Here is a 19,962-nt window from a genome sequence, read left to right on the forward strand (position 1 = left end):
CTCCCTCGGCCGGTCCGCTCGGACCGCCCGACCGCCATCAGCAGCGACGTCTGACTCCGTTCCAAGCTACACCGCCCGCACGGGGCGCCCCAGTCCGCGTCGGTCGGATCGAGCCGTTCCCGGGCGGTCGGGAACGGCGACAGGGCCGGCCGGTGGTGTGCGGCGGGCCCTGTCGGGTGGGGGGAGAAGGCCGGGCTCAGTGGTCGGCCGGGGGCTGGGCGGGGCCGCCGGGGGTGGCCTCGCGGTCGGGGCCCTTGGCGGCTTCGGCCGCGCTGTAGATGTCCGGTTCGAGGTAGATCACCCGGGCGATGGGGACGGCTTCGCGGATGCGGGCCTCGGCGGCGTTGATGGCGGTGGCGACCTGGGCCGCGCTGTCGTCGTGCTGGACGGCGATCTTGGCGGCGACCAGGAGTTCCTCGGGGCCGAGGTGGAGGGTGCGCATGTGGATGAGGCCGGTGACGGTGTGTCCGTCGACGACGGCGGCCTCGATCTTCCTGACGTCGTCCAGGCCGGCGGACTCGCCGAGGAGCAGGGACTTGGTCTCGCCGGCGAGGACGAGGGCGATCAGGACGAGGAGGACGCCGATGCAGACGGTGCCGACGCCGTCCCAGACGCCGTCGCCGGTGAGGAGGGCGAGGCCGACTCCGCCGAGGGCGAGGACGAGGCCGATCAGCGCGCCGAAGTCCTCCAGGAGGACGACGGGCAGTTCGGGGGCCTTGGCGCGGCGGATGAACTGCGACCAGGAGAGCGTGCCGCGCAGTTCGTTGGATTCCTTGATCGCCGTGCGGAAGGAGAAGCCCTCGGCGATGATCGCGAAGACGAGCACGCCGACCGGCCAGTACCAGTGCTCGATCGCGTGCGGGTGCTTGATCTTCTCGTAGCCCTCGTAGATGGCGAACATGCCGCCGACGGAGAAGAGGACGATGGAGACGAGGAAGGCGTAGATGTAGCGCTCGCGGCCGTAGCCGAAGGGGTGCTGGGGGGTCGCCTCGCGCTGGGCCTTCTTGCCGCCGACGAGGAGGAGGGCCTGGTTGCCGGAGTCGGCGAGGGAGTGCACGCCTTCGGCGAGCATGGAGGACGAGCCGCTGAACGCGAACGCCACGAACTTCGATGCCGCGATCGCGAGGTTGGCGCCGAGTGCCGCCACGATCGCCCTACTGCCGCCTGACGCGCTCATGTTTTCGCGTTGTCCCTTCGCCTTGGTGCATGCGGTTCGCCGTTCAGGCCTTTGCCCGTCCTTTGCCGGTGGGTCATTCTTGCAGTCCGTGCCGGCGACGGCTGTTCAGGTATCCACAAGCGCGGTCAGACAATCACCGTGGCGCGGAAGAGGGTGCCGGCGCCGGAGGCCTCGACCTTGTCGGAGGCGGGTACGAACACGGACTGGCCGGGGGTGAGTTCGTGTGCGCCGGCCCGTACGGTCCCTGCGGTGCAGAGCAGGATCTGCGGGGTGTCGCGGGTGAGGTCGTGGGCGGCGGCGCCTTGCGGGAGGACGTGGCGGGAGAGGCGGAACTCGTCGATGGGGGTGTCGTAGACCTCTTCGCCGTCGGGTGCGGCCTCGGGGCGCAGGATGCCGGGGTCGCCGGGTTCGAAGCGGACGACGCGCAGGAGTTCGGGGACGTCGACGTGTTTGGGGGTGAGGCCGCAGCGCAGCACGTTGTCGGAGTTGGCCATGATCTCGACGCCGAGGCCGCTGAGGTAGGCGTGCGGGATGCCCGCGCCGAGGAACAGGGCTTCGCCGGGCTGGAGCCGGACGTGGTTGAGCAGCATGGCGGCGATGACGCCGGGGTCGCCGGGGTGGTGGTGGGCGATGTCGGCGTAGGGGGCGTGTTCGCCGCCCAGGCGGTCGCAGGCGGCGGCCGCTTCGGCGACGGTGTGGGCGGTCTCCTCGCGGTCGGCGGTGAGGATCGCCGTGAGGACCTCTCGCAGGGCGGCGTCCTCCGGGTGGGCGTGCAGGAGGTCGACGTACGGCTTGAGGGAGTCGACGCCGAGGCCGTCGAGGAGGTCGGCGGTCTGGGCGGGGGGCCGGAAGCCGCAGAGGCCGTCGAACTCGGTGAGGGCGCAGATGAGTTCGGGCTTGTGGTTGGCGTCCTTGTAGTTGCGGTGCGGGGCGTCGACGGGGATGCCGCGGTGCTCTTCGTCCGCGAAGCCCTGTTCGGCCTGGGTGAGGTCGGGGTGGACCTGGAGGGAGAGGGGGGCGCCGGCGGCGAGGATCTTGAAGAGGAAGGGCAGGCGGGGGCCGAATCGAGCGACGGTGCGGGCGCCGAGTTCGCGGGCGGGGTCGGCGGCGATGACCTCGGCGAGGGTGCCCCGGCCGGTGCGCGAGGGGGCGCCGGGGTGGGCGCCCATCCACATCTCGGCCTGCGGTTCGCCGGTCGGCGGGGTGCCGAGCAGGTGCGGGATCGCGGTGGTGGATCCCCAGGCGTAGGGGCGGATGGTGTTGTCGAGGCGGTCCATGCGGTTCTCTCTGCCTGCCCTGGGTGTCGCTGTCTGCCCCGGGGGCCGGTCGTCGGGGGTCCGGGCATGCGATCCGGCGGGCGGACGGTGGGTGGGGGGTCGGGGGGTGTTCGGGGGTGGGTCAGGATCCTGAGGCGAGGGCCAGGTAGACGGCGGCGAAGTCCGTGGTGGCGATCAGTTCGGCGAGGGTGACGAGTTCGTCGCCCTCGTCGGGTTCGAGTTCGCTGATCGGCGTGTCGTGGCCGAGGGCCAGGTCGCGGGCGGCGGGGGCGGCGGTGAGGCCGCCGATGGGCCGGTCGCGCAGCAGGACCACGCGCGCGCGGAGGGCGGGGGGTTCCTCGACGCGGTCGCGGAAGAAGGCGTCCGGGTCGGCGCTGGCGGCGAGCGGGCCGGCGAGGAGGGCGCTGTGTTCGGCGAGGGCCTCGGGGAGTTCGGCGACGAGGGCGGGGCGGCCCGCGAGTTCGGCGAGGGCGGCGGCGAACCGGCGACCGGCGGGGCCGGCGGAGGTGCCCTCGGTCCAGATCACGGGGAGGGCGTCGGCGAGTTCGCCGGCCAGGGTCTTGGCGGGGTTGCTGTAGGTCGCGACGGCGAGGCCGCAGCGTTCGGCGACCTGGTCGAGCCGGTCGGCGACGGCCTCCAGCGCCTCGGGCGGCGCGGACAGCAGGGAGATGCGGTCCAGGAGGGCGAGCAGGGGGGTCAGAAGCGCCCACAGGACGCCGGGGGCGGAGGCGGCGACGGGGGGCTGTTCGTCCTGTTCGTAGGGCGCGGTCGCCATGGGGACGAAGAGGCTGTGGCCCGTGGTGGCCGTCTCGGCGACGGGGGTGTGCGCGGGGGCGACGGCGACGACGGTGCAGCCGCGGCGGTAGGCCTGCTCGGCGAGGAGGGCGAGGCCGGGTTCGCCGCCGTCGGGGGTGGTGATCAGGAGGAGGTCGACGGACCCGGCCCAGCCGGGGAGTTCCCAGCGCAGGGCGCCCGCGTCGGGGGCGACGCCGGTGGGCGACAGGTGGACGACGGGGCAGGCGGCGCCCGCGAGGGTGCCGAGGAGGTCGGCGACGCTGACGGCGGCGGCGCCGGGGCCTGCGATGAGGATGGCGCGGGGGCGGCCGTCCGGTTCGAGGGCGCGGACGCCGGCCTCGGTCGCGTACCGGGCGGCGGTGCGGACGCGGGCGCCGGCTTCGGCCGCGCCGCGCAGGAGCGCCCGGTGGTCGGCCGCGGCGAGGGCCTCCGGCGTGTCGAGCAGCGAGTCGTCGAGCATGGCGGCAGTCTCCGATCGCCCGGGGGCGTCGTCGGTGTGCGGGGCCGGGGGGTGGGGCGCGTGCGGGGCGGCTGCTGGGTTCGGCGGGGCCTGTGGGACGCCGTTCCGGCTGTTCCTCGCGGTGCGTGATCGCCCGGGTGGGGTGGTGGTGTGGCGGTGGGGCTGGGCGTCGGTCGGGGGGCGCCGGTGGGGCGGGCGCCTGACCGGTGCCGGTGGGCGGGGGTGGCCGCGGGCGGAGCGCGCGGCCACGGGGTCACTCGGGGTGGCGGGCCTCGTCGACGAGGAGGACGGGGATGCCGTCGCGGACCGGGTACGCCAGGCCGCAGTCCTGGCCCGTGCAGATCAGCTCGGTGTCCTGCTCCTTGAGGGGGGCGTGGCAGGCGGGGCAGGCGAGGATCTCCAGGAGGCCGGCTTCGAGCGGCATGGGGGTGTCCCTTCGGGGTGGGGCCGGTGTGCGTCCGGGCTGTGGTGCGGGTGGTGCGGGGGTGTGCGGTAGTGCCTGGTCAGGGTACCGCCGGTGAGGGTGGGGCGTGGGGGTCCGGCGGGATGCGGTGCGGGGGGGCGGGGAGGGGGCCGGCGGGCGTTGTCCGGGTGGTCGTCGCGGCCCCCGGTGCGCTCAGGCTCTGATGATGGCGAGGGCCTCGTCCCGGATGCGGGTCATCGTCGGCTCGTCCCTGGCCTCGGCGTTGAGGCGCAGGAGGGGTTCGGTGTTGGAGGGGCGGACGTTGAACCACCAGTCGGCGGACGAGACGGTCAGGCCGTCGAGTTCGTCCAGGGTGACGTCGTCGCGGTCGCCGTAGGCCGCTCTGATCGCGGCGATGCGGCCGGCCTGGTCGGCGACCGTGGAGTTGATCTCGCCGGAGCCGCTGTAGCGGTCGTACTCGGCGACGAGGCGGGACAGGGGTCCGTCCTGTCCGCCGAGGGCCGCCAGGACGTGGAGGGCGGCGAGCATGCCGGTGTCGGCGTTCCAGAAGTCCTTGAAGTAGTAGTGCGCGGAGTGTTCGCCGCCGAAGATCGCGCCGGATCGCGCCATCTCGGCCTTGATGAAGGAGTGGCCCACGCGGGTGCGCGCGGGGGTGCCGCCGTGCTCGCCGACGACCTCGGGGACGGTGCGGGAGGTGATCAGGTTGTGGATGACCGTGCCGTGGCCGCCGTTGCGCGCGAGTTCCCGGACGGCGACCAGGGCGGTGATCGCGGAGGGGGACACGGGTTCGCCCCGTTCGTCGACGACGAAGCAGCGGTCGGCGTCGCCGTCGAAGGCGAGGCCCAGGTCGGCGCCCTCTTCGCGGACCCGCTTCTGGAGGTCGACGAGGTTGGCGGGGTCCAGCGGGTTGGCCTCGTGGTTGGGGAAGGTGCCGTCGAGTTCGAAGTACAGGGGGACGACGGACAGGGGAAGGCCTTCGAGGACCGTGGGGACGGTGTGGCCGCCCATGCCGTTGCCCGCGTCGACCACGACCTTCAGAGGGCGGATGGAGGTCAGGTCGACGAGGGCGCGCAGGTGCGCCGCGTAGTCCTTCAACGTGTCGGTCTCGGCGACGGTTCCCGGCTCGGGCGCGGCTTCGGGTCCGCCGGTCTGCGACCACTTCTCGACCAGTTCGCGGATCTGGGCCAGGCCGGTGTCCTGGCCGACCGGCGCCGCGCCGGCGCGGCACAGTTTGATGCCGTTGTAGCGGGCCGGGTTGTGCGAGGCGGTGAACATCGCTCCGGGCAGGTTCAGTGCGCCCGACGCGTAGTACAGCTGGTCCGTGGAGCACAGGCCGATCCGGGTGACGTGCACGCCGAGGGCGGCCGCGCCGCGTGCGAAGGCGCCGCTGAGGCCCGGCGAGGAGGGGCGCATGTCGTGCCCGACGACGATCGCCTCGGCGTCGGTCACCTGGGCGAAGGCCGCCCCGAAGAGCTCGGCCAGCGACTCGTCCCACTGGTCCGGGACCACTCCGCGCACGTCGTACGCCTTCACGATCTGTGACAGATCAGCAGCCACGGCCAGCCTTCCTGAAGTCCTGTGGGTCACCACAAACTACCCGGACGGGTTCGCCGCCGGTCGTCGGGCCGCCGGCGGACGCGCGGACGCGGTATCCGCCGGTGACCTGGGGTGGCGAGGGGTGCGGGGCCCGGCGGTCGGGCACGCGCGCGTGCGCTGCACGGCCCGGCCCGTCGGGCACGCGCGTGTGCGGGTGGACGGCGGAACCCGCGGCGTCGTCAAGGCCCTTCGGGCGGACGTGAGTTGTGCGCGCCGGGGCGAGGAGGCGGCCGGTGCGGGTCCGGGCGGCTGGGATGGGCAGGGGTGAACCGGGCTATGGCGGGGGACGGTTCACGGTGCCGGGGCGGAACTCCCCGACCAATGGACTGATTTAGGCCGAACCGGACAGCAAGCGGTTTCACGCTCGCCGGACCGAAGGAAGTTCGGGAGCGGGGCCGGAGTGCCGGGACGACGGCGATCGGGGCGCGCACGGGAACGCACGGGAACGCACCGGCAGGGATCAGACGACCGCGAAGCGCGGGTCAGTTGTCCGGTGAGCGCAGGACCCGCAGGTGGCCGCGCCGGGCGACCTCCATCGGGTCCGCCCCACGGCCGGCGCCGCCCGCTCCCGCCGCACGCCCCTGCGGACGGGCCGCCTCGCGGACGGCGTTGGCAAGCGCTTCCAGGTCGTCACCGCTGGGGCGGGCGGGCGCCGATCCGTCGAGGAGCCGGACGACTTCCCAGCCGCGCGGGGCGGTGAGGCGTTCGGAGTGCTCGGCGCACAGGTCGTAGCAGTGGGGTTCGGCGTAGGTGGCGAGCGGGCCGAGGACCGCGGTCGAGTCGGCGTAGACGTACGTCAGCGTCGCGACGGCGGGTCGGCCGCAGGCGGTGCGCGAACAGCGACGTACAGGGCTCACGACGTTGGACGGTACCGCACTCTTGAGCGGGCCGCGACGACTCTCCACCAGGTCACTCCACCGTGTCGTGTTGTGAAACGCCCCACGGGCCACACCAGTCATACCCCGCTGACCTGCGCGAACACCAGCCCTTGAGACGAAGTGACCGTCACCGCCCGGTCATCACTCGGCACAAACGGCACCAATTGCCATGAGTTCGCCGCTCTCGCAGAGATACGGAATCGAGCCCAACCTTGGCTGGAACGGTCGTCGTGCGCCATGGACGGACGGCGGTCCGGTGCTCACGGGCCGGGTCGGCCGGGAAGGTGTGTGCGGACCGGTGCCGGGGGGCGTCGGGGACTACGCTTCAGTAGTGATGGACAGCCCCGTACCGCCCCCCGCCGCAGGCCCAGGTCCCCGTCGTCGTGATCGCCACGGCCGGGGCATGCGGGGGCCGATCGCTCCGCCGCAGGTGCCGTTGGCGGCCAGCCGCGCCGACGTGTTCGCGGATCTCGTGCAGGACTCGGTGGAGCGCCTGGAGCGGCGGTGGCCGCAGCTCGCCGACATCGATTTCATGGTGCTGGAGGTGCCTCGGCTGGACGCGGCCCCGGAGCCGTGGAACGACGAGGCGGTCCCGCTGGGCGGGACGATCGCCGCGGGCGAGGGCCGGCGGGCCCGGGTCGTCGTCTACCGGCGGCCGGTCGAGATCCGCACGAAGGGGCGTGACGAGCGCGCGGCGCTGGTGCACGAGGTGGTCGTGGAGCAGGTCGCCGAGCTGCTCGGGCTGACCCCCGAGACGGTGGATCCGCGCTACGGCGAGGACTGAGCACCGCCCGCGCACGCCCCTCGCCCCTCGCCAGGCGGCTCCCGGACGACCTGTCCGGGCGCTGGGCGCCTCGGCGGCCCTTCCGGGTTTTTTGGTCGCGCTTACTTCTGCAGCACCGCGACGTCTTCGTCTGCCTGCGGCACGGACACCGTCCCCCGGTCGTCCGGCAGGGTCTGGACGGTGAAGCCCGGGACGCCTTCCTGGGTGGACGTCAGGGTGCGCGAGGCATAGACGGGGGTGGCCGTGAGGGTCTCCACGGTCAGGGCGTAGCTGCCCTTCAGGCCGGCGGGCACGGGGAGTTCGACGTCCTGGGTGGTGCCGGCGCGGACCGTGTACGTCTTGGAGACGGCCGTTCCGCCGCCGCTGCCCGCGGACGCGGTGACCTTGACCTGGGCGGCGCCCTTGGGTGCCGTGAGGGAGAGGGTGGTGCCCTTGGCGCTGTTGCCTGCGGCGGAGGCGCGCGTGCCGACCGGTGCGGTGGCGGGGATGAACGCCGACTCCTGGTCGGAGCCCTTGCCGCGCAGGACGCGGGCGGCGGCGACGACCGGGACGGACCGGTCGGTGGGGGTCAGGACCAGGGATCCGGCCTCCCCGCGCGTGACGTCGCCGAGGTCGACCGAGATCGTCTTGCCCGCCTTGACGTGCAGCGTCTCGTGACCCGCGGGGGTGATCAGACCTGAGGGGGAGGCGAGTTGGACCTTGAGGTCCGCGTCCGCGTCACCCGGGGCGTAGGCGACGAGGCGGACGCCGGTGGCGTCCTTGGGGATGCCCGGCACGACCTGGACGGGCGCCGGGTCGGTGGCGGCGGTCAGCCAGTCGCCGCCGAGTTTCTCGTCCAGGGCCTGCACGGCGGCTCCGAGCCGGCCGCTGCGGACGTTGACGTGGACGGTGAGGTCCGCCTGCTTCTCGCCGGTGAGCGTGGACAGCAGGATCGGCTCGCTGGAGTGGGCGGGAACGGTCAGGTCCTCCCCCACCGTGGTCGCGAGGGCCCCGTCCTTGCCGTACAGCTCGATGTCGACGACGGCGGCGGAGTCGTCCGGGTTGGTGAGGTGGACGTAGTCGGTGCGGTCGGCGGCGGTGCTGGCGCCCGGGAACCAGAACTCCGTGTCGGGCGCGGAGCAGGCGAGGCCCTGGAGGCCGCGGCCGCTGCCGGCGGGGACCTCCGTGGTCTCCTGGACGGTCCAGCCGGGCGCGAAGCGGCCCTCGGCGGTGCCCAGGAGCGCGGCCGCGCCGCCGCCGTCGGCGGTGCCGACGGCCGGTGCGCCGGGCGCCTTGGGGGTGAGAACGGGCTTCGCGGCCGTCTTCTTCTTGCCGCTCGCCTTCCCGTCCGTCTTGTCGTCCGTCTTGTCGTCCGTCTTCGCGCTGGGCTTGCCGCTCGGCTTCCCGCCCGCCGGGTCCGCCGGTCCCTGGGCGGCGGCCGCGAGTGCGGCCTTGCCGTCGTCGCCCGCGCCCTTGGTGACGGGCGTGAAGGACGTGTACGCCGTCTCCGCGAGGTCGGACGTGCTGGGCGCGGGGCAGAGCAGGCTCGTGCGCTCCACGGGCAGTTCGGCGGCCGCCCGGGCGGTGTCCGCGCCGGTCGCGTCCGGTTCGTTGAGCGCGGCGAATCCGGTGACGGCGGCCAGTGCGGCCGTGCCGGCGATCAAGGACAGGGTGGTGCGGTTCACTGCCGGCTCCCGTCGGGACGCTCGTCGTCGGCGCCACGGGGGTGCCGGTCCGGGTCGTAGGCGGGGTCGTAGCCGCCCTGGCCGTAGCCGGACGGGTCGTAGCCCTGCTGCTGGTAGGTCTGGTCGTACGGCGTCTGCTGCGCCTGGCCGTCGTAGGCGTACGGGTCGTACTGGCCGGCTTGGTAGGGGTCGTAGGCCTGCTGGTCGTAGCCGCCCTGCTGGTACTGCTGGGCGCCCTCGTACTGGCCGCCCTGGTACTGCTCGCCCGGGTAGCCGCCGTATTCGGCGCCCGCGTAGGTGGACTGGTCCGCCCATTCGCCGTAGGGCTGCTGCTGCGGGACGGGCGCGGGGGGCTGCTCCTGTCCGACGGCGGGGAACTCGTCGGGGCTGCCGGGCTCCCGGGGTTCGGCGTCGGCGTCGGGCCCGGATTCCGCCTCCGCCTCCGCTTCGGCCTGGGCGCGCAGGCGGCGGGCGCGGCGGCCCTCGCCGTCGACGGCCTGGGCGGGGATGGGCTCCTCCTCGGGGAGGTCGTCGTCGACGTCACGGCGGCGGCCGGGCAGGGCCAGGACGACGAGGACGAGGGCCAGCAGGCCCTGCGCCCACAGCCAGGCGGTGTGGGTGAACGGGTCCTCGTAGGTGACGTCCAGTCTGCCGCCGGAGGCGGGGAGTTCGAAGCCCTGGGCCCATCCGTCGACGGTGGTCGGGGTGAGGGCCTTGCCGTCGAGGGTGGCCGTCCAGCCGTCGGCGGCGGCGTCGGCCAGGCGCAGCACGCGGTTGCCGGAGCCGTCGGGGACGGTGGTGTGGATGTCGACGGGGCCCGCGGCGACCGGGGTGGCCGCGCCCTTGCCGGAGTCGGCGACGACGGCCGCGCGGGAGACCTCCTGGTCGACCCGCCACAGGGCGCTGCCGTCCTGCTGGCTGAGCCGCTTGAGGCCGGGGGTGGCGTCCAGGACGCGGGTGGCCTCGCGGGGCGCGCCCTTGTGGACGAGGACGTAGCCCACGGCGAACTTGCCGAGCTGGTCGGCCTGGTCGGCGCCGGAGCCGGCGACGAGGTTGGCGACGACCTTGTCGAGCTGCTCGTTCTCGCCGTCGGCGGCGGTGAGTTCGGCGTCGCCGAGCCGGGCGCCGGAGCCGCGGACCAGCATGTAGCCGACGTGGGCGGCGTCGCTGTCGAGGACGAGGGTGCGGGCCTGGTCGCGGTCACCCGCCTCCTCGGCGACGAACGCGGGCACCTGGACGGGGTCGCGGCGCTCCAGCGGGCCGTCGGCGCCGCCGATCATCCATCCGGCGGCGACGAGCAGGGGGCCGGCGGCGGAGGCGAAGGCGATGAGCGCGGCGACCGGCTGGCGCCAGCCGAAGCTCTGCTCGGCGACACGCGTGCGTGCCCCGTCGGCGCCGATGACGGCGGCGGCGAGGAGGGCGATGCCGTAGACGAGGGTGGCGGGGCCGGCCCAGGTGGAGCTGTTGGAGAGCACGGCGAAGACGAGGCCCACCAGGGCGACGGCCCAGGCCGCCCAGACGCCGAAGTGGCGTTCGGTGCGCAGCAGTGCGGCGAGCGCGGCGAGCACGACGCCGATGAGCATCAGGCCGTCGACGGTGCCGGGGCCACCGGGGCTGGCGCCGAGCAGGTCGAGGGCGGTGGCGGCCGAGGGGCCGTAGTCGAGGCCGGCCTGGGTGAAGAACCCGAAGGGCAGCAGGGACAGGGACCAGGGCGCGAGGATCAGCAGCGGGGTGCCCAGCTGGGCGAGGAAGCGCGGGCCGTAGGCGGTGAGGTCGCGGCGGCGCACGGCCAGGACCGCGAGGCCGAGGACGAGCGCGATGGGCCAGACGATCGGGGTGAACGCGGTGGTGATCGTCAGCAGCAGGGTGTACGCCCAGGTGGCGCGCCAGCTGCCGCGGGCTCCGGAGCGGTGCGCCAGGCCGCTGGCGGCGACGCCCGCGCGGGCGATGAGCGGCAGCAGCACGGCGAGGACGGCGGTGCCGACGCGGCCGCCGGCGAGGGCGCCCGTCGCGGCGGGCAGGAAGGCGTAGACGACGGCGGCCCACGCGCGCAGGAGGCGCGACTCGACGAGCGGGCGGGAGGCGAAGTAGGCGGTGAAGCCGGCCAGCGGCACCGAGCAGACGAGGAGCAGGGTCAGGGCGACGCCGGTCGAGCCGAGCAGCAGGGTGGCCAGGGTCGCGATGACCGCGAGGTAGGGCGGGGCGGCGGGGGTGCCGCCCACGCCGACCGGGTGCCAGGCGTCGATGTAGCGCGACCACAGGTCGGAGGCGTCGGCCGGGGCGGGCAGCAGGGCGCCGCCGGCGAGCGCGCCGCCGCCGAGCAGGCCGCGGCAGGCGACGAGGGAGACGAGCAGCAGGACCAGGAAGAGGACCGGGCCGGGCTTGCGGGCGATGCGCTTGAGGCGCGCGAACTGCTCGATCTCCAGGAATTCGGCGTCGTCGCCGCCGGGACCGGACTCGACGGCGCCGCCGTGCCGGCCCGCGCCGGAGACGGCGTCGGGGTCGGAGGAGCCGAAGTAGTCGCCGACGGCCTGTTCGACGGTGGCCCGTACGGTCGCGCCGGGCGGCGGGAACAGGGCGCGCAGTTCGTCCTTGTCGATCGTCGGCTTGCCGCGCCTGCGCCGCCCGGCGATGATCCGCTCGGGGCGCAGCAGGGTGCTGAGCAGGCCGCGGATCTCGTCGAGGGCCTGTCCGGGGACCTTGCCGACGAGGTTGGCGAGGGTGCGCACCAGGGTGCCGAGGACGAGGCGGACCAGGATCCAGGGCAGCAGCGCCGTGCGGCTGTTGACGAGGAGGGTGTAGACGGCGCCGGCTTTGTCGACCTTGTGCGGGGAGGCGGCGGTGCGGCCGGCGCAGTCGACGGCGCGGCGTTCGCGGGAGGCGGCCTCCGCGTGCCGGACGACGGCTTCGGGGGCGATGAGGACGCGGTGGCCGGCGGCCTGCGCGCGCCAGCACAGGTCGACGTCGTCGCGCATCAGGGGCAGTCGGCGGTCGAATCCGCCGAGCTGCTCGAAGACGTCGCGGCGGATCAGCATGCCGGCGGTGGAGACGGACAGCACGGAGCGGACGTGGTCGTGCTGGCCCTGGTCCTGTTCGCGGCGGTCCAGGCCGGTCCAGCGGCGGCCCGAGTGCGCGATGGTGACGCCGACCTCGAGGAGCTGGCGGCGGTCGTACCAGCCGCGGAGCTTGGGGCCGACGACGGCGACGTCGTCACGGCCGAGTTCGAGCTCGTTGTCGACGACGCGCAGCAGTTCGGCGAGTGCGTCCGGTTCGGGGGCGCTGTCGTCGTGGAGCAGCCACAGCCATTGGACGGGTTCGCCGTGCGGGAGTTCGGGGAGGTCGTAGGCGTCGTCGCGCCAGGTGCGCGTGACGGGGTCCCAGCCGCTGGGGCGCTTGAGGTAGGGCAGTTCCTCGGGGGTGAGGACGGGGGCCGTGCGGTTGGCCTCCTCGACGGCCTGGCCGAAGCCGGTGCGGCGGGCGAGGTGCAGCACCCGGTCGTCGCCGAGGGCCTCGGCGACCAGCCGCGCGGAGTCGTCCGAGCTGCCGGTGTCGGCGGCCATCACGGACTGGACGGGGCGCTCCTGGCCGAGCAGCCCGGCGAGCGCGTCGGGCAGCCAGCGGGCACCGTCGTGGGAGACGATCACCGCGGTCACGACATGACGCGGGAACTCAGGTGTGGCAGCGCCGTCTTGGTGGGCTGCCGTGTGGCTGTGCACGGACATCGAGGTACGGGCCCCGGTTCGCTGGACTGCGGTGGACGCCTGCGCCGTGTGGGGGCGGAGGAGCGTCTCGGACGAGCGCCCACACTATCGGCTGGGCAGCACGACGGCCCGCCGCCTGTGGACAAGCCACCTGCGACGGGCCGTTCGGACCCTCGCACCCGAAGGTGCGTCGGCGTTCCCCGGTATCGGGGCGCGGCGCCGCCGTGACGCGGGTCGCCGCGTCCGTGCGGTGGGGGCGGTGCTCAGACCGCCGCCTTCTTCAGCCTGCGGCGTTCCCGCTCCGACAGGCCGCCCCAGATGCCGAATCTCTCGTCGTTGGAGAGGGCGTACTCCAGGCATTCGGAGCGGACCTCGCAGGCGAGGCAGACCTTCTTGGCCTCGCGGGTGGAGCCGCCCTTCTCGGGGAAGAAGGACTCGGGATCGGTCTGGGCGCACAGTGCGCGCTCCTGCCAGCCGAGTTCCTCGTCCGCGTCGTCGACGTCGACCAGCAGTTGCTGCACCAGCTCGGTCATGTGCGCCCCTCGCTCTGTCTTTCGCGTCCCCGTGACGTGGCCGTTACCGATTCCGGCTGAACGACACGAGTGAAATTACAAGTGTGCTGCTCCGGGCGAGTCAAGCCGAGATCTGCTATTGGGCCCCTTATTCACTCTGCGGAACCAAGGCCATGCAGTAAGTGTTCAAATCGCCATAAACCTTGACAAGCAGATGTGGCCCCGGAGGGCTACCTCTCCGCACAGGGCCTGTACGGGGAGAGACGCCCGGAGGTTCGATCCCGTTGCGACACGCGCGCGGAAGCGAACCGGATCACAGTCGGATCACGGGATCGCAGCGAGGCTCGCGCGCCCGGCATGTGCGCCATGTGTCCCGGTCACCCCATGCACAAACCTTTCACCTCGCAGATGAACCGAATGAGGTGAACCCTGTCCCACATACCGGGTGCCCAGTTGACAGTGCGGGTGTGAACCGGTGTCCTTGTGGGCATGCTCGCGAACTTGGCACTCACCTCGACCGGCTCCGCCGGGTCCCACGGTGCTGCCCTCGTCCGCTGTAGCTGTTGTCGTCGTTCCGGCTGTTGAGCCCATCGCGCTCCGGCTGTACCCGTTGAGTCCACCGCGACTCGGCTGCTGTCTCCCTCCGGCCCACACCAGGGCACTCCTGTCCCGCCCGTGATCCGGGCGGACGGTCCGCGACACCCAGCAAGCCCCCCACCACTGCCGCCTCTTCCGCCGAGGGACCACCGCATCCATGAACAGCGACAGCGACCTCCAGATCGCCGGCGACATCCTCGAAGTCCCCCACCTCCTGCGGGCCCCGCGCGAGCACCCGGCCACCGTGGCCGAGTTCGTGGGCCTGGCCCGCTCCGTCGCCGCCGACCGCGCCCAGTGGGAACACCTGGTCCGCTACGACGCGACGTCCCGCTGGTACCACCTGCTGCGCACCGGCCCCGGCTACGAGGTGTGGCTGCTGTCCTGGGTGCCCGGCCAGGGCAGCGGGCTGCACGACCACGGCGGCTCCTCCGGCGTGTTCACGGTGCTGGAGGGCCGGCTGACCGAGCGCACCGCGGGCGGCGAGCGGGTGCTCGGGCCGGCGGCGGCGGGAGCGTCCCGGCCGGAGCGGGGCCAGGAGTCGGAGAGGGTGTTCGCGCCGGGGTACGTGCACGAGGTGGTCAACGACACGCTGGAGCCGGCGGTGAGCCTGCACGTCTACTTCCCCGGGCTGACGGAGATGCCGATGCACCCGCGCGCGGACGTGCGCGCGGGGGGCGCGACCACGATGGCGTGCGCGGCCCCCGGCCCGCACGGCGCCGCGACCGCCGTCCACGCCTAGCCGTCCATACCCAGCGGCCCCCGCGCAGCCGCCCGCGCCCGGCCGTCCGCGGGCCGGTGCGCAAGCTGGTGCGCGGGTCGGCGGGACGCCGTCCACTCCTTCGGGTGGGCGGGGTGTCCGCAGGCGCGCGGTTGTCCACAACCGCCCGTCGCTCTGTCGGCGCCGCCTGCGAGACTTGCCCTCATGCGCATTGTGGTTCTGGCAGGCGGCATCGGCGGTGCCCGGTTCCTGCGCGGTCTGAAGCAGGCCGTGCCGGACGCCGACATCACGGTCATCGGCAACACCGGCGACGACATCCATCTCTTCGGGCTGAAGGTCTGCCCGGACCTCGACACGGTGATGTACACGCTCGGCGGCGGCATCAACGAGGAACAGGGCTGGGGCCGGGCGGACGAGACCTTCCACCTGAAGGAGGAGCTCGCCGCGTACGGCGCGGGGCCCGGCTGGTTCGGTCTCGGCGACCGGGACTTCGCCACGCACATCGTGCGGACGCAGATGATCGGCGCCGGTTATCCGCTGAGCGCGGTGACCGAGGCGCTGTGCGACCGGTGGAAGCCGGGCGTGCGGCTGATCCCCATGACGGACGACCGGGTCGAGACGCATGTGGCCGTCGACGTCGACGGCGAGCGCAGGGCCGTGCATTTCCAGGAGTACTGGGTGCGGTTGCGGGCGTCGGTGCCGGCGGAGGCGGTCGTGCCCGTCGGCGCGGAGCAGGCGAAGCCCGCGCCGGGCGTGCTGGAGGCGATCGCGGAGGCGGACGTCGTGCTCTTCCCGCCGTCCAATCCGGTGGTCTCCGTCGGCACGATCCTCGCGGTGCCCGGCATCCGTGAGGCGATCGCCGAGGCCGGGGTGCCCGTGGTGGGCCTGTCCCCCATCGTCGGGGACGCGCCGGTGCGCGGCATGGCCGACAAGGTGCTCGCGGCCGTCGGCGTGGAGTCGACGGCCGCGGCGGTGGCCGAGCACTACGGCTCGGGCCTGCTCGACGGCTGGCTCGTCGACACCGTGGACGCGGCCCTCGTGGAGCGGGTGGAGGCTGCCGGGATCCGCTGCCGCGCCGTCCCGCTGATGATGAGCGACCTCGACGCGACCACGCGGATGGCCCGCGAGGCGCTGCGGCTCGCGGAGGAGGTGCGGGGCGCGTGAGCGGGTCCGCGGAGACCGGTTACCGGGTCTGGGCCGTGGCCGGGCTGCCCGAGGTGCGGTCCGGGGACGACCTCGCCAAGCTGATCGCCGTCGCCGAGCCGGGGCTCGCCGACGGGGACGTCCTGCTGGTCACGTCGAAGATCGTGTCCAAGGCGGAGGGGCGGATCGTCCGGGCGGACGACCGGGAGGCCGCGATCGACGCGGAGACGGTCCGGGTGGTGGCCCGCCGCGGGACCCTGCGGATCGTCGAGAACCGGCAGGGGCTGGTCATGGCCGCGGCCGGTGTCGACGCCTCCAACACCCCCGCGGGGACGGTGCTGTTGCTGCCCGAGGACCCGGACGCCTCGGCGCGGGCCCTGCGCGAGGGGCTGCGGGACGCGCTCGGCGTCGACGTCGGGGTCGTCGTCACCGACACCTTCGGACGGCCCTGGCGGGCCGGGCTCACCGACGTGGCGATCGGCGCCGCCGGGGTGCGGGTGCTGGACGACCTGCGCGGGCAGACGGACGCGCACGGCAACGCGCTGAGCGCGACGGTCGTCGCCACGGCGGACGAGCTGGCCGCCGTCGGCGACCTGGTGAAGGGCAAGTCCGCGGGACTTCCGGTGGCCGTGGTGCGGGGCCTCGCGCACGTGGTCGCGTCCGACGCCGAAGAGGGCGCCCGGGCGCTGGTCCGCGAAGCCCACGACGACATGTTCCGGCTCGGGACCTCGGAGGCGGTACGGCTGGCCGTCACCCAGCGGCGGACCGTGCGGTCCTTCACCGACCAGCCGGTCGACCCCGGCGCCGTGCGGCGGGCGGTGGCCGCGGCCGTCACCGCGCCCGCGCCGCACCACACCACACCGTGGCGGTTCGTCCTGCTGGAGTCGCCGGACGCCCGGCTGCGGCTGCTGGACGCCATGCGGGACGCGTGGATCGCGGACCTGCGGCGGGACGGGAAGTCCGAGGAGTCCATCGCCAAGCGGGTCCGGCGCGGGGACGTGCTGCGCAACGCGCCGTACCTCGTGGTGCCCTGTCTGGTGGCGGACGGGTCGCACACCTACGGCGACGCACGGCGCGACGCGGCCGAGCGGGAGATGTTCGTGGTCGCGGCCGGGGCCGGCGTGCAGAACTTCCTGGTGGCGCTGGCCGGCGAGCGGCTGGGCTCCGCGTGGGTGTCGTCGACGATGTTCTGCCGGGACGTCGTCCGGGAGGTGCTCGCGCTGCCGGACGGGTGGGATCCGATGGGAGCGGTGGCGGTCGGACACGCGGCGGAGGAACCGCGCACCCGTCCCGAGCGGGAGGTGGGCGACTTCATCGTGGTGCGGTGAGGCCCACGGCGGCTGGGAGCGGTCGCCGGGTGATCCACGGGGGCCGGGAGCGGCAGCCGGGCTGTCCGGAGCGGTCGGGTGAGGTCAGGTGAGGTCATCGGACGGTCCGGGACGGTCAGGTGAGGCTGCCGGACGGTTCGGGGCCGTCAGGAGAGGTCCTCCTCGGGCGGTCCGCGGCGTGCGGGAAGGCCGTCGGACGGGCGGGCGACCGGGCAGGCCCGGCGGACGGTCAGGAGAGGTCGTCGGGCGGTTTGCGGCGTGCGGGAAGGCCGTCGGACGGGCGGGCGACGGGGCAGAGCCGTCGGACGATCCGGGACGGTCAGGAGAGGTCGTCGGAGGGTCCGGGGCGGTCCGGTGAGGTCGTCGGACGGTTCGGGGCGGGTGGGGGCGGTGGGGGGCCTACTCTCGTAGCAGCCCTTTTTCGCAGGAGCCGGGACATTCATCGTGGCAGGACGCTTCTCCCCCAGGCCCACGCGCACGACCGTGCGCGGCGGCCATGCCGGCGTGCCCGTGGGGGTGCCGCGCCAGCCGTCGGCGCCCGGGCGGGTGCGCGACTGGACGCCGGACGGGCCGCTCGACCTCGGTCTGGTGCTCGGACCGCTGCGCCGGGGCCCGGCGGATCCGACGTTCCGGGCCACTCCGGACGGGTCCGTGTGGCGGGCCAGTCTCACTCCCGCCGGGCCGGGGACGCTGCGGGTCGCCGCCCGCGACGGCGCGGTGCGCGGTGAGGCGTGGGGGCCCGGTGCAGAGTGGCTGCTGGAGCAGTTGCCCGAGATGCTCGGGGCCGCGGACACGCCGGAGGCGTTCGAGCCGCGGCACCGGGTCGTGGCGATCGCCCGGCACCGGCGGCCCGGACTGCGGCTGACGCGGACCGGGCTGGTGCTGGAGTCGCTGATCCCCTCGGTGCTGGAGCAGAAGGTCACCACCGACGAGGCGTACCGGGCCTGGCGGCTGCTGGTCCGCAAGTTCGGGGAGCCTGCCCCCGGGCCCGCGGCGGGCGGCCGGCTGTGGGTGATGCCGGCCCCGCGGACCTGGGCGCTGATCCCGTCGTGGGAGTGGCACCGGGCGGGGGTCGACGACAAGCGGGCCTCGACGATCCTGCGGGCGGTGCGCGTCGCGGGGCGGCTGGAGGAGACGATGCGGATGTCTCCGGCCGAGGCGCGGGCGCGGCTGGAGGTCCTGCCGGGGATCGGCCCGTGGACGTCGGCGGAGACCGTGCAGCGCAGTCATGGCGCGGCGGACGCCGTCACCGTGGGCGATCTGCATCTGCCGGGCATCGTGGGGTGGGCGCTGGCCCGGGACCGGGACGCCGACGACGCGCTGATGCTGGAGTTGCTGGAGCCGTACGCGGGGCGGGAGCCGGGGCAGGAGGGCCAGCGGCATCGGGCGGCCCGGCTGATCCTGCTCAGCGGGCAGGCCCCGTCCCGGCGGGTGCCGAAGATGCCCCGGTGGGACATCGGGCAGCTGTGAGGGCCCGCCGGGCGGCGACGCGTTCGCGGACGACGCGTTCCTCACCGGGGCGCTTGCGCTGAAGCCGGGAGGGGGCATCGCTGCCCTGTCACCGCCCCCAGCCCCCGGCCCCCGCCCCGCCAGACCCCGCACCCGGACTCGCACCCGCACCCACACCCGGACCCGGACCCGGACCCGGACCCGGAAGGAGCGTCGGCCCTACTGGTCCGACGAGAAGCGGACCGCGCCGGCCGGGATTCTCGCGTCGCACCACACCCGGGCGCCCTCGCGGAGTTCGTTGTCCGCGCCGACGACCGCGCCGTCGCCGATGACCGTGCCGGTGAGGACGGAGCGTTCGCCGACGCGGGCTCGTGCGCCGATGAGCGAGTCGGTGATGACGGCGCCGGGTTCGATGACCGCGCCCGGCAGGATCGTCGAGCCGAAGACCCGCGCGCCCTCCGCCACGAACGCCCCCTCGCCCACCACCGTGCCGCCGGTCAGCTTCGCGTCGGGGGCGACCCGTGCCGTCGGCAGGATCAGGCGGTCGCCGCAGCGGCCGGGGACCGCGGGGGACGGGGCCCGGCCGAGGACCAGGTCCGCCGAGCCGCGGACGAACGCGGCCGGGGTGCCCAGGTCCAGCCAGTACGTCGAGTCGACCATGCCCTGGAGGTGCGCTCCGGCCGAGAGCAGGCCGGGGAAGGTCTCGCGCTCCACCGACACCGGGCGGCCCTGCGGGATCGTGTCGATGACCGAGCGGCGGAAGACGTACGCGCCCGCGTTGATCTGGTCGGTGACGATCTCCTCGGGCGTCTGCGGCTTCTCCAGGAACGCCAGGACCCTGCCCGTCCCGTCCGTGGGGACCAGGCCGTAGGCGCGCGGGTCCGTCACCTGGGTGAGATGCAGGGAGACGTCCGCCCCCGACGTCTCGTGGGTGGCCACCAGACGGTTGATGTCCAGGCCGGTGAGGATGTCGCCGTTGAAGACGAGGACCGGATCGTCCGGCGCCGAGGTGAGACGGGACGCCACGTTGCGGATGGCGCCGCCCGTGCCGAGGGGCTCGTCCTCGGTCACGTACTCGATGTGCAGGCCCAGGGCCGAGCCGTCGCCGAAGTGCGGCTCGAAGACCTCGGCCAGATAGCTCGTCGCCAGGACGATGTGGTCCACGCCCGCCGCGCGCGCCCGCGCCAGTTGGTGCGTGAGGAACGGCACCCCCGCCGCCCTGACCATCGGTTTGGGCGTGTGCACCGTGAGGGGGCGCAGCCTGGTGCCCTTCCCGCCGACCAGGAGGATCGCTTCAGTCACCTTGTCGTCTCTGCTTCCTGCCGGGACCGGCCGAACTGTCATTCGGCCGGCCAGTGTATGCAGACCCTTGTGTGGCGACTTCCAGGCCGGGGGCGTTCCGTCCCGGTCCCGGCGTGCTGTCCCCCCGACGGCCGCGCAAGGTGCCCCCGTCCGGATG

At 74.1% G+C, this 19,962-nt stretch carries 15 protein-coding genes; 5 read left to right on the plus strand and 10 right to left on the minus strand.

From position 1 onward, the window contains the following. Nucleotides 1–196: 196 nt before the first annotated feature. The 6 genes from OG802_RS14020 to OG802_RS14045 all read right to left on the minus strand — a co-directional run bounded on the left by OG802_RS14020 (nucleotide 197) and on the right by OG802_RS14045 (nucleotide 6,634). The gene (locus tag OG802_RS14020) at nucleotides 197–1,177 is read right to left on the minus strand and encodes a cation diffusion facilitator family transporter (protein ID WP_329410572.1); all 981 of its coding nucleotides are present in this window, start codon (nucleotides 1,175–1,177) and stop codon (nucleotides 197–199) included. Between the two features lie 125 nt (nucleotides 1,178–1,302). Further along, nucleotides 1,303–2,454: a mannose-6-phosphate isomerase, class I gene (gene manA / locus OG802_RS14025; RefSeq protein WP_329410574.1), complete on the minus strand. Its 1,152-nt coding sequence runs from the start codon at nucleotides 2,452–2,454 to the stop codon at nucleotides 1,303–1,305. 121 nt (nucleotides 2,455–2,575) lie between these two features. Next, nucleotides 2,576–3,709 carry an SIS domain-containing protein gene (locus OG802_RS14030; RefSeq protein WP_329410576.1) on the minus strand — a complete coding sequence of 378 codons (1,134 nt, stop codon included), beginning with the start codon at nucleotides 3,707–3,709 and terminating at the stop codon, nucleotides 2,576–2,578. A gap of 253 nt (nucleotides 3,710–3,962) precedes the next feature. After that, the gene (locus OG802_RS14035) at nucleotides 3,963–4,133 is read right to left on the minus strand and encodes a Trm112 family protein (RefSeq protein ID WP_329410578.1); all 171 of its coding nucleotides are present in this window, start codon (nucleotides 4,131–4,133) and stop codon (nucleotides 3,963–3,965) included. 192 nt (nucleotides 4,134–4,325) lie between these two features. Next, entirely contained in the window at nucleotides 4,326–5,690 is a 1,365-nt protein-coding gene (locus OG802_RS14040; RefSeq protein ID WP_329410580.1) for a phosphomannomutase/phosphoglucomutase, read from the minus strand. Between the two features lie 521 nt (nucleotides 5,691–6,211). After that, nucleotides 6,212–6,634: a DUF3499 domain-containing protein gene (locus OG802_RS14045; protein WP_329410582.1), complete on the minus strand. Its 423-nt coding sequence runs from the start codon at nucleotides 6,632–6,634 to the stop codon at nucleotides 6,212–6,214. Nucleotides 6,635–7,010: 376 nt separating this feature from the next. On the opposite strand from OG802_RS14045, the gene OG802_RS14050 reads away from it, so the two are divergent. Then, complete coding sequence (locus OG802_RS14050) at nucleotides 7,011–7,391, plus strand: metallopeptidase family protein (protein ID WP_329410584.1); 381 nt, start codon at nucleotides 7,011–7,013, stop codon at nucleotides 7,389–7,391. Between the two features lie 101 nt (nucleotides 7,392–7,492). On the opposite strand, the gene OG802_RS14055 is transcribed toward OG802_RS14050, so the two are convergent. From OG802_RS14055 to OG802_RS14065, 3 genes are all read right to left on the minus strand, one after another. Then, nucleotides 7,493–9,055: a DUF5719 family protein gene (locus OG802_RS14055; RefSeq protein WP_329410586.1), complete on the minus strand. Its 1,563-nt coding sequence runs from the start codon at nucleotides 9,053–9,055 to the stop codon at nucleotides 7,493–7,495. Next, nucleotides 9,052–12,777: a glycosyltransferase family 2 protein gene (locus tag OG802_RS14060; protein WP_329410588.1), complete on the minus strand. Its 3,726-nt coding sequence runs from the start codon at nucleotides 12,775–12,777 to the stop codon at nucleotides 9,052–9,054. The genes OG802_RS14055 and OG802_RS14060 overlap by 4 nt, the downstream gene beginning before the upstream one ends. Before the next feature lie 242 nt (nucleotides 12,778–13,019). Next, nucleotides 13,020–13,289 (minus strand): WhiB family transcriptional regulator, encoded by a 270-nt coding sequence (locus tag OG802_RS14065; protein WP_069768511.1) that lies wholly within the window; start codon nucleotides 13,287–13,289, stop codon nucleotides 13,020–13,022. Between the two features lie 733 nt (nucleotides 13,290–14,022). On the opposite strand from OG802_RS14065, the gene OG802_RS14070 reads away from it, so the two are divergent. From OG802_RS14070 to OG802_RS14085, 4 genes are all read left to right on the plus strand, one after another. Beyond that, the gene (locus OG802_RS14070) at nucleotides 14,023–14,604 is read left to right on the plus strand and encodes a cysteine dioxygenase (protein ID WP_329410590.1); all 582 of its coding nucleotides are present in this window, start codon (nucleotides 14,023–14,025) and stop codon (nucleotides 14,602–14,604) included. Between the two features lie 183 nt (nucleotides 14,605–14,787). Next, a complete protein-coding gene (gene cofD, locus OG802_RS14075) occupies nucleotides 14,788–15,747 on the plus strand; it encodes a 2-phospho-L-lactate transferase (RefSeq protein WP_329410592.1) in 960 nt (319 codons plus the stop codon). Continuing rightward, nucleotides 15,744–17,054, plus strand: coding sequence for a coenzyme F420-0:L-glutamate ligase (locus OG802_RS14080; RefSeq protein WP_329410593.1), 1,311 nt, complete (start codon nucleotides 15,744–15,746; stop codon nucleotides 17,052–17,054). The genes cofD and OG802_RS14080 overlap by 4 nt, the downstream gene beginning before the upstream one ends. Before the next feature lie 444 nt (nucleotides 17,055–17,498). Next, entirely contained in the window at nucleotides 17,499–18,524 is a 1,026-nt protein-coding gene (locus OG802_RS14085; protein WP_329410595.1) for a DNA-3-methyladenine glycosylase family protein, read from the plus strand. Between the two features lie 198 nt (nucleotides 18,525–18,722). On the opposite strand, the gene OG802_RS14090 is transcribed toward OG802_RS14085, so the two are convergent. Continuing rightward, nucleotides 18,723–19,805 carry an NDP-sugar synthase gene (locus OG802_RS14090; RefSeq protein WP_329410597.1) on the minus strand — a complete coding sequence of 361 codons (1,083 nt, stop codon included), beginning with the start codon at nucleotides 19,803–19,805 and terminating at the stop codon, nucleotides 18,723–18,725. Nucleotides 19,806–19,962: the final 157 nt, after the last annotated feature.

This window comes from Streptomyces sp. NBC_00704, from assembly GCF_036226605.1.
Lineage (GTDB): Bacteria > Actinomycetota > Actinomycetes > Streptomycetales > Streptomycetaceae > Streptomyces.

Coding starts and splice junctions, on each gene's coding strand:
- OG802_RS14030 (WP_329410576.1), bottom strand. CDS start 3,709: ATGCTCGACGACTCGCTGCTCGACACGCCGGAGGCCCTCGCCGCGGCC.
- OG802_RS14050 (WP_329410584.1), top strand. CDS start 7,011: ATGCGGGGGCCGATCGCTCCGCCGCAGGTGCCGTTGGCGGCCAGCCGC.
- OG802_RS14035 (WP_329410578.1), bottom strand. CDS start 4,133: ATGCCGCTCGAAGCCGGCCTCCTGGAGATCCTCGCCTGCCCCGCCTGC.
- OG802_RS14060 (WP_329410588.1), bottom strand. CDS start 12,777: ATGTCCGTGCACAGCCACACGGCAGCCCACCAAGACGGCGCTGCCACA.
- OG802_RS14020 (WP_329410572.1), bottom strand. CDS start 1,177: ATGAGCGCGTCAGGCGGCAGTAGGGCGATCGTGGCGGCACTCGGCGCC.
- manA (WP_329410574.1), bottom strand. CDS start 2,454: ATGGACCGCCTCGACAACACCATCCGCCCCTACGCCTGGGGATCCACC.
- OG802_RS14065 (WP_069768511.1), bottom strand. CDS start 13,289: ATGACCGAGCTGGTGCAGCAACTGCTGGTCGACGTCGACGACGCGGAC.
- cofD (WP_329410592.1), top strand. CDS start 14,788: ATGCGCATTGTGGTTCTGGCAGGCGGCATCGGCGGTGCCCGGTTCCTG.
- OG802_RS14070 (WP_329410590.1), top strand. CDS start 14,023: ATGAACAGCGACAGCGACCTCCAGATCGCCGGCGACATCCTCGAAGTC.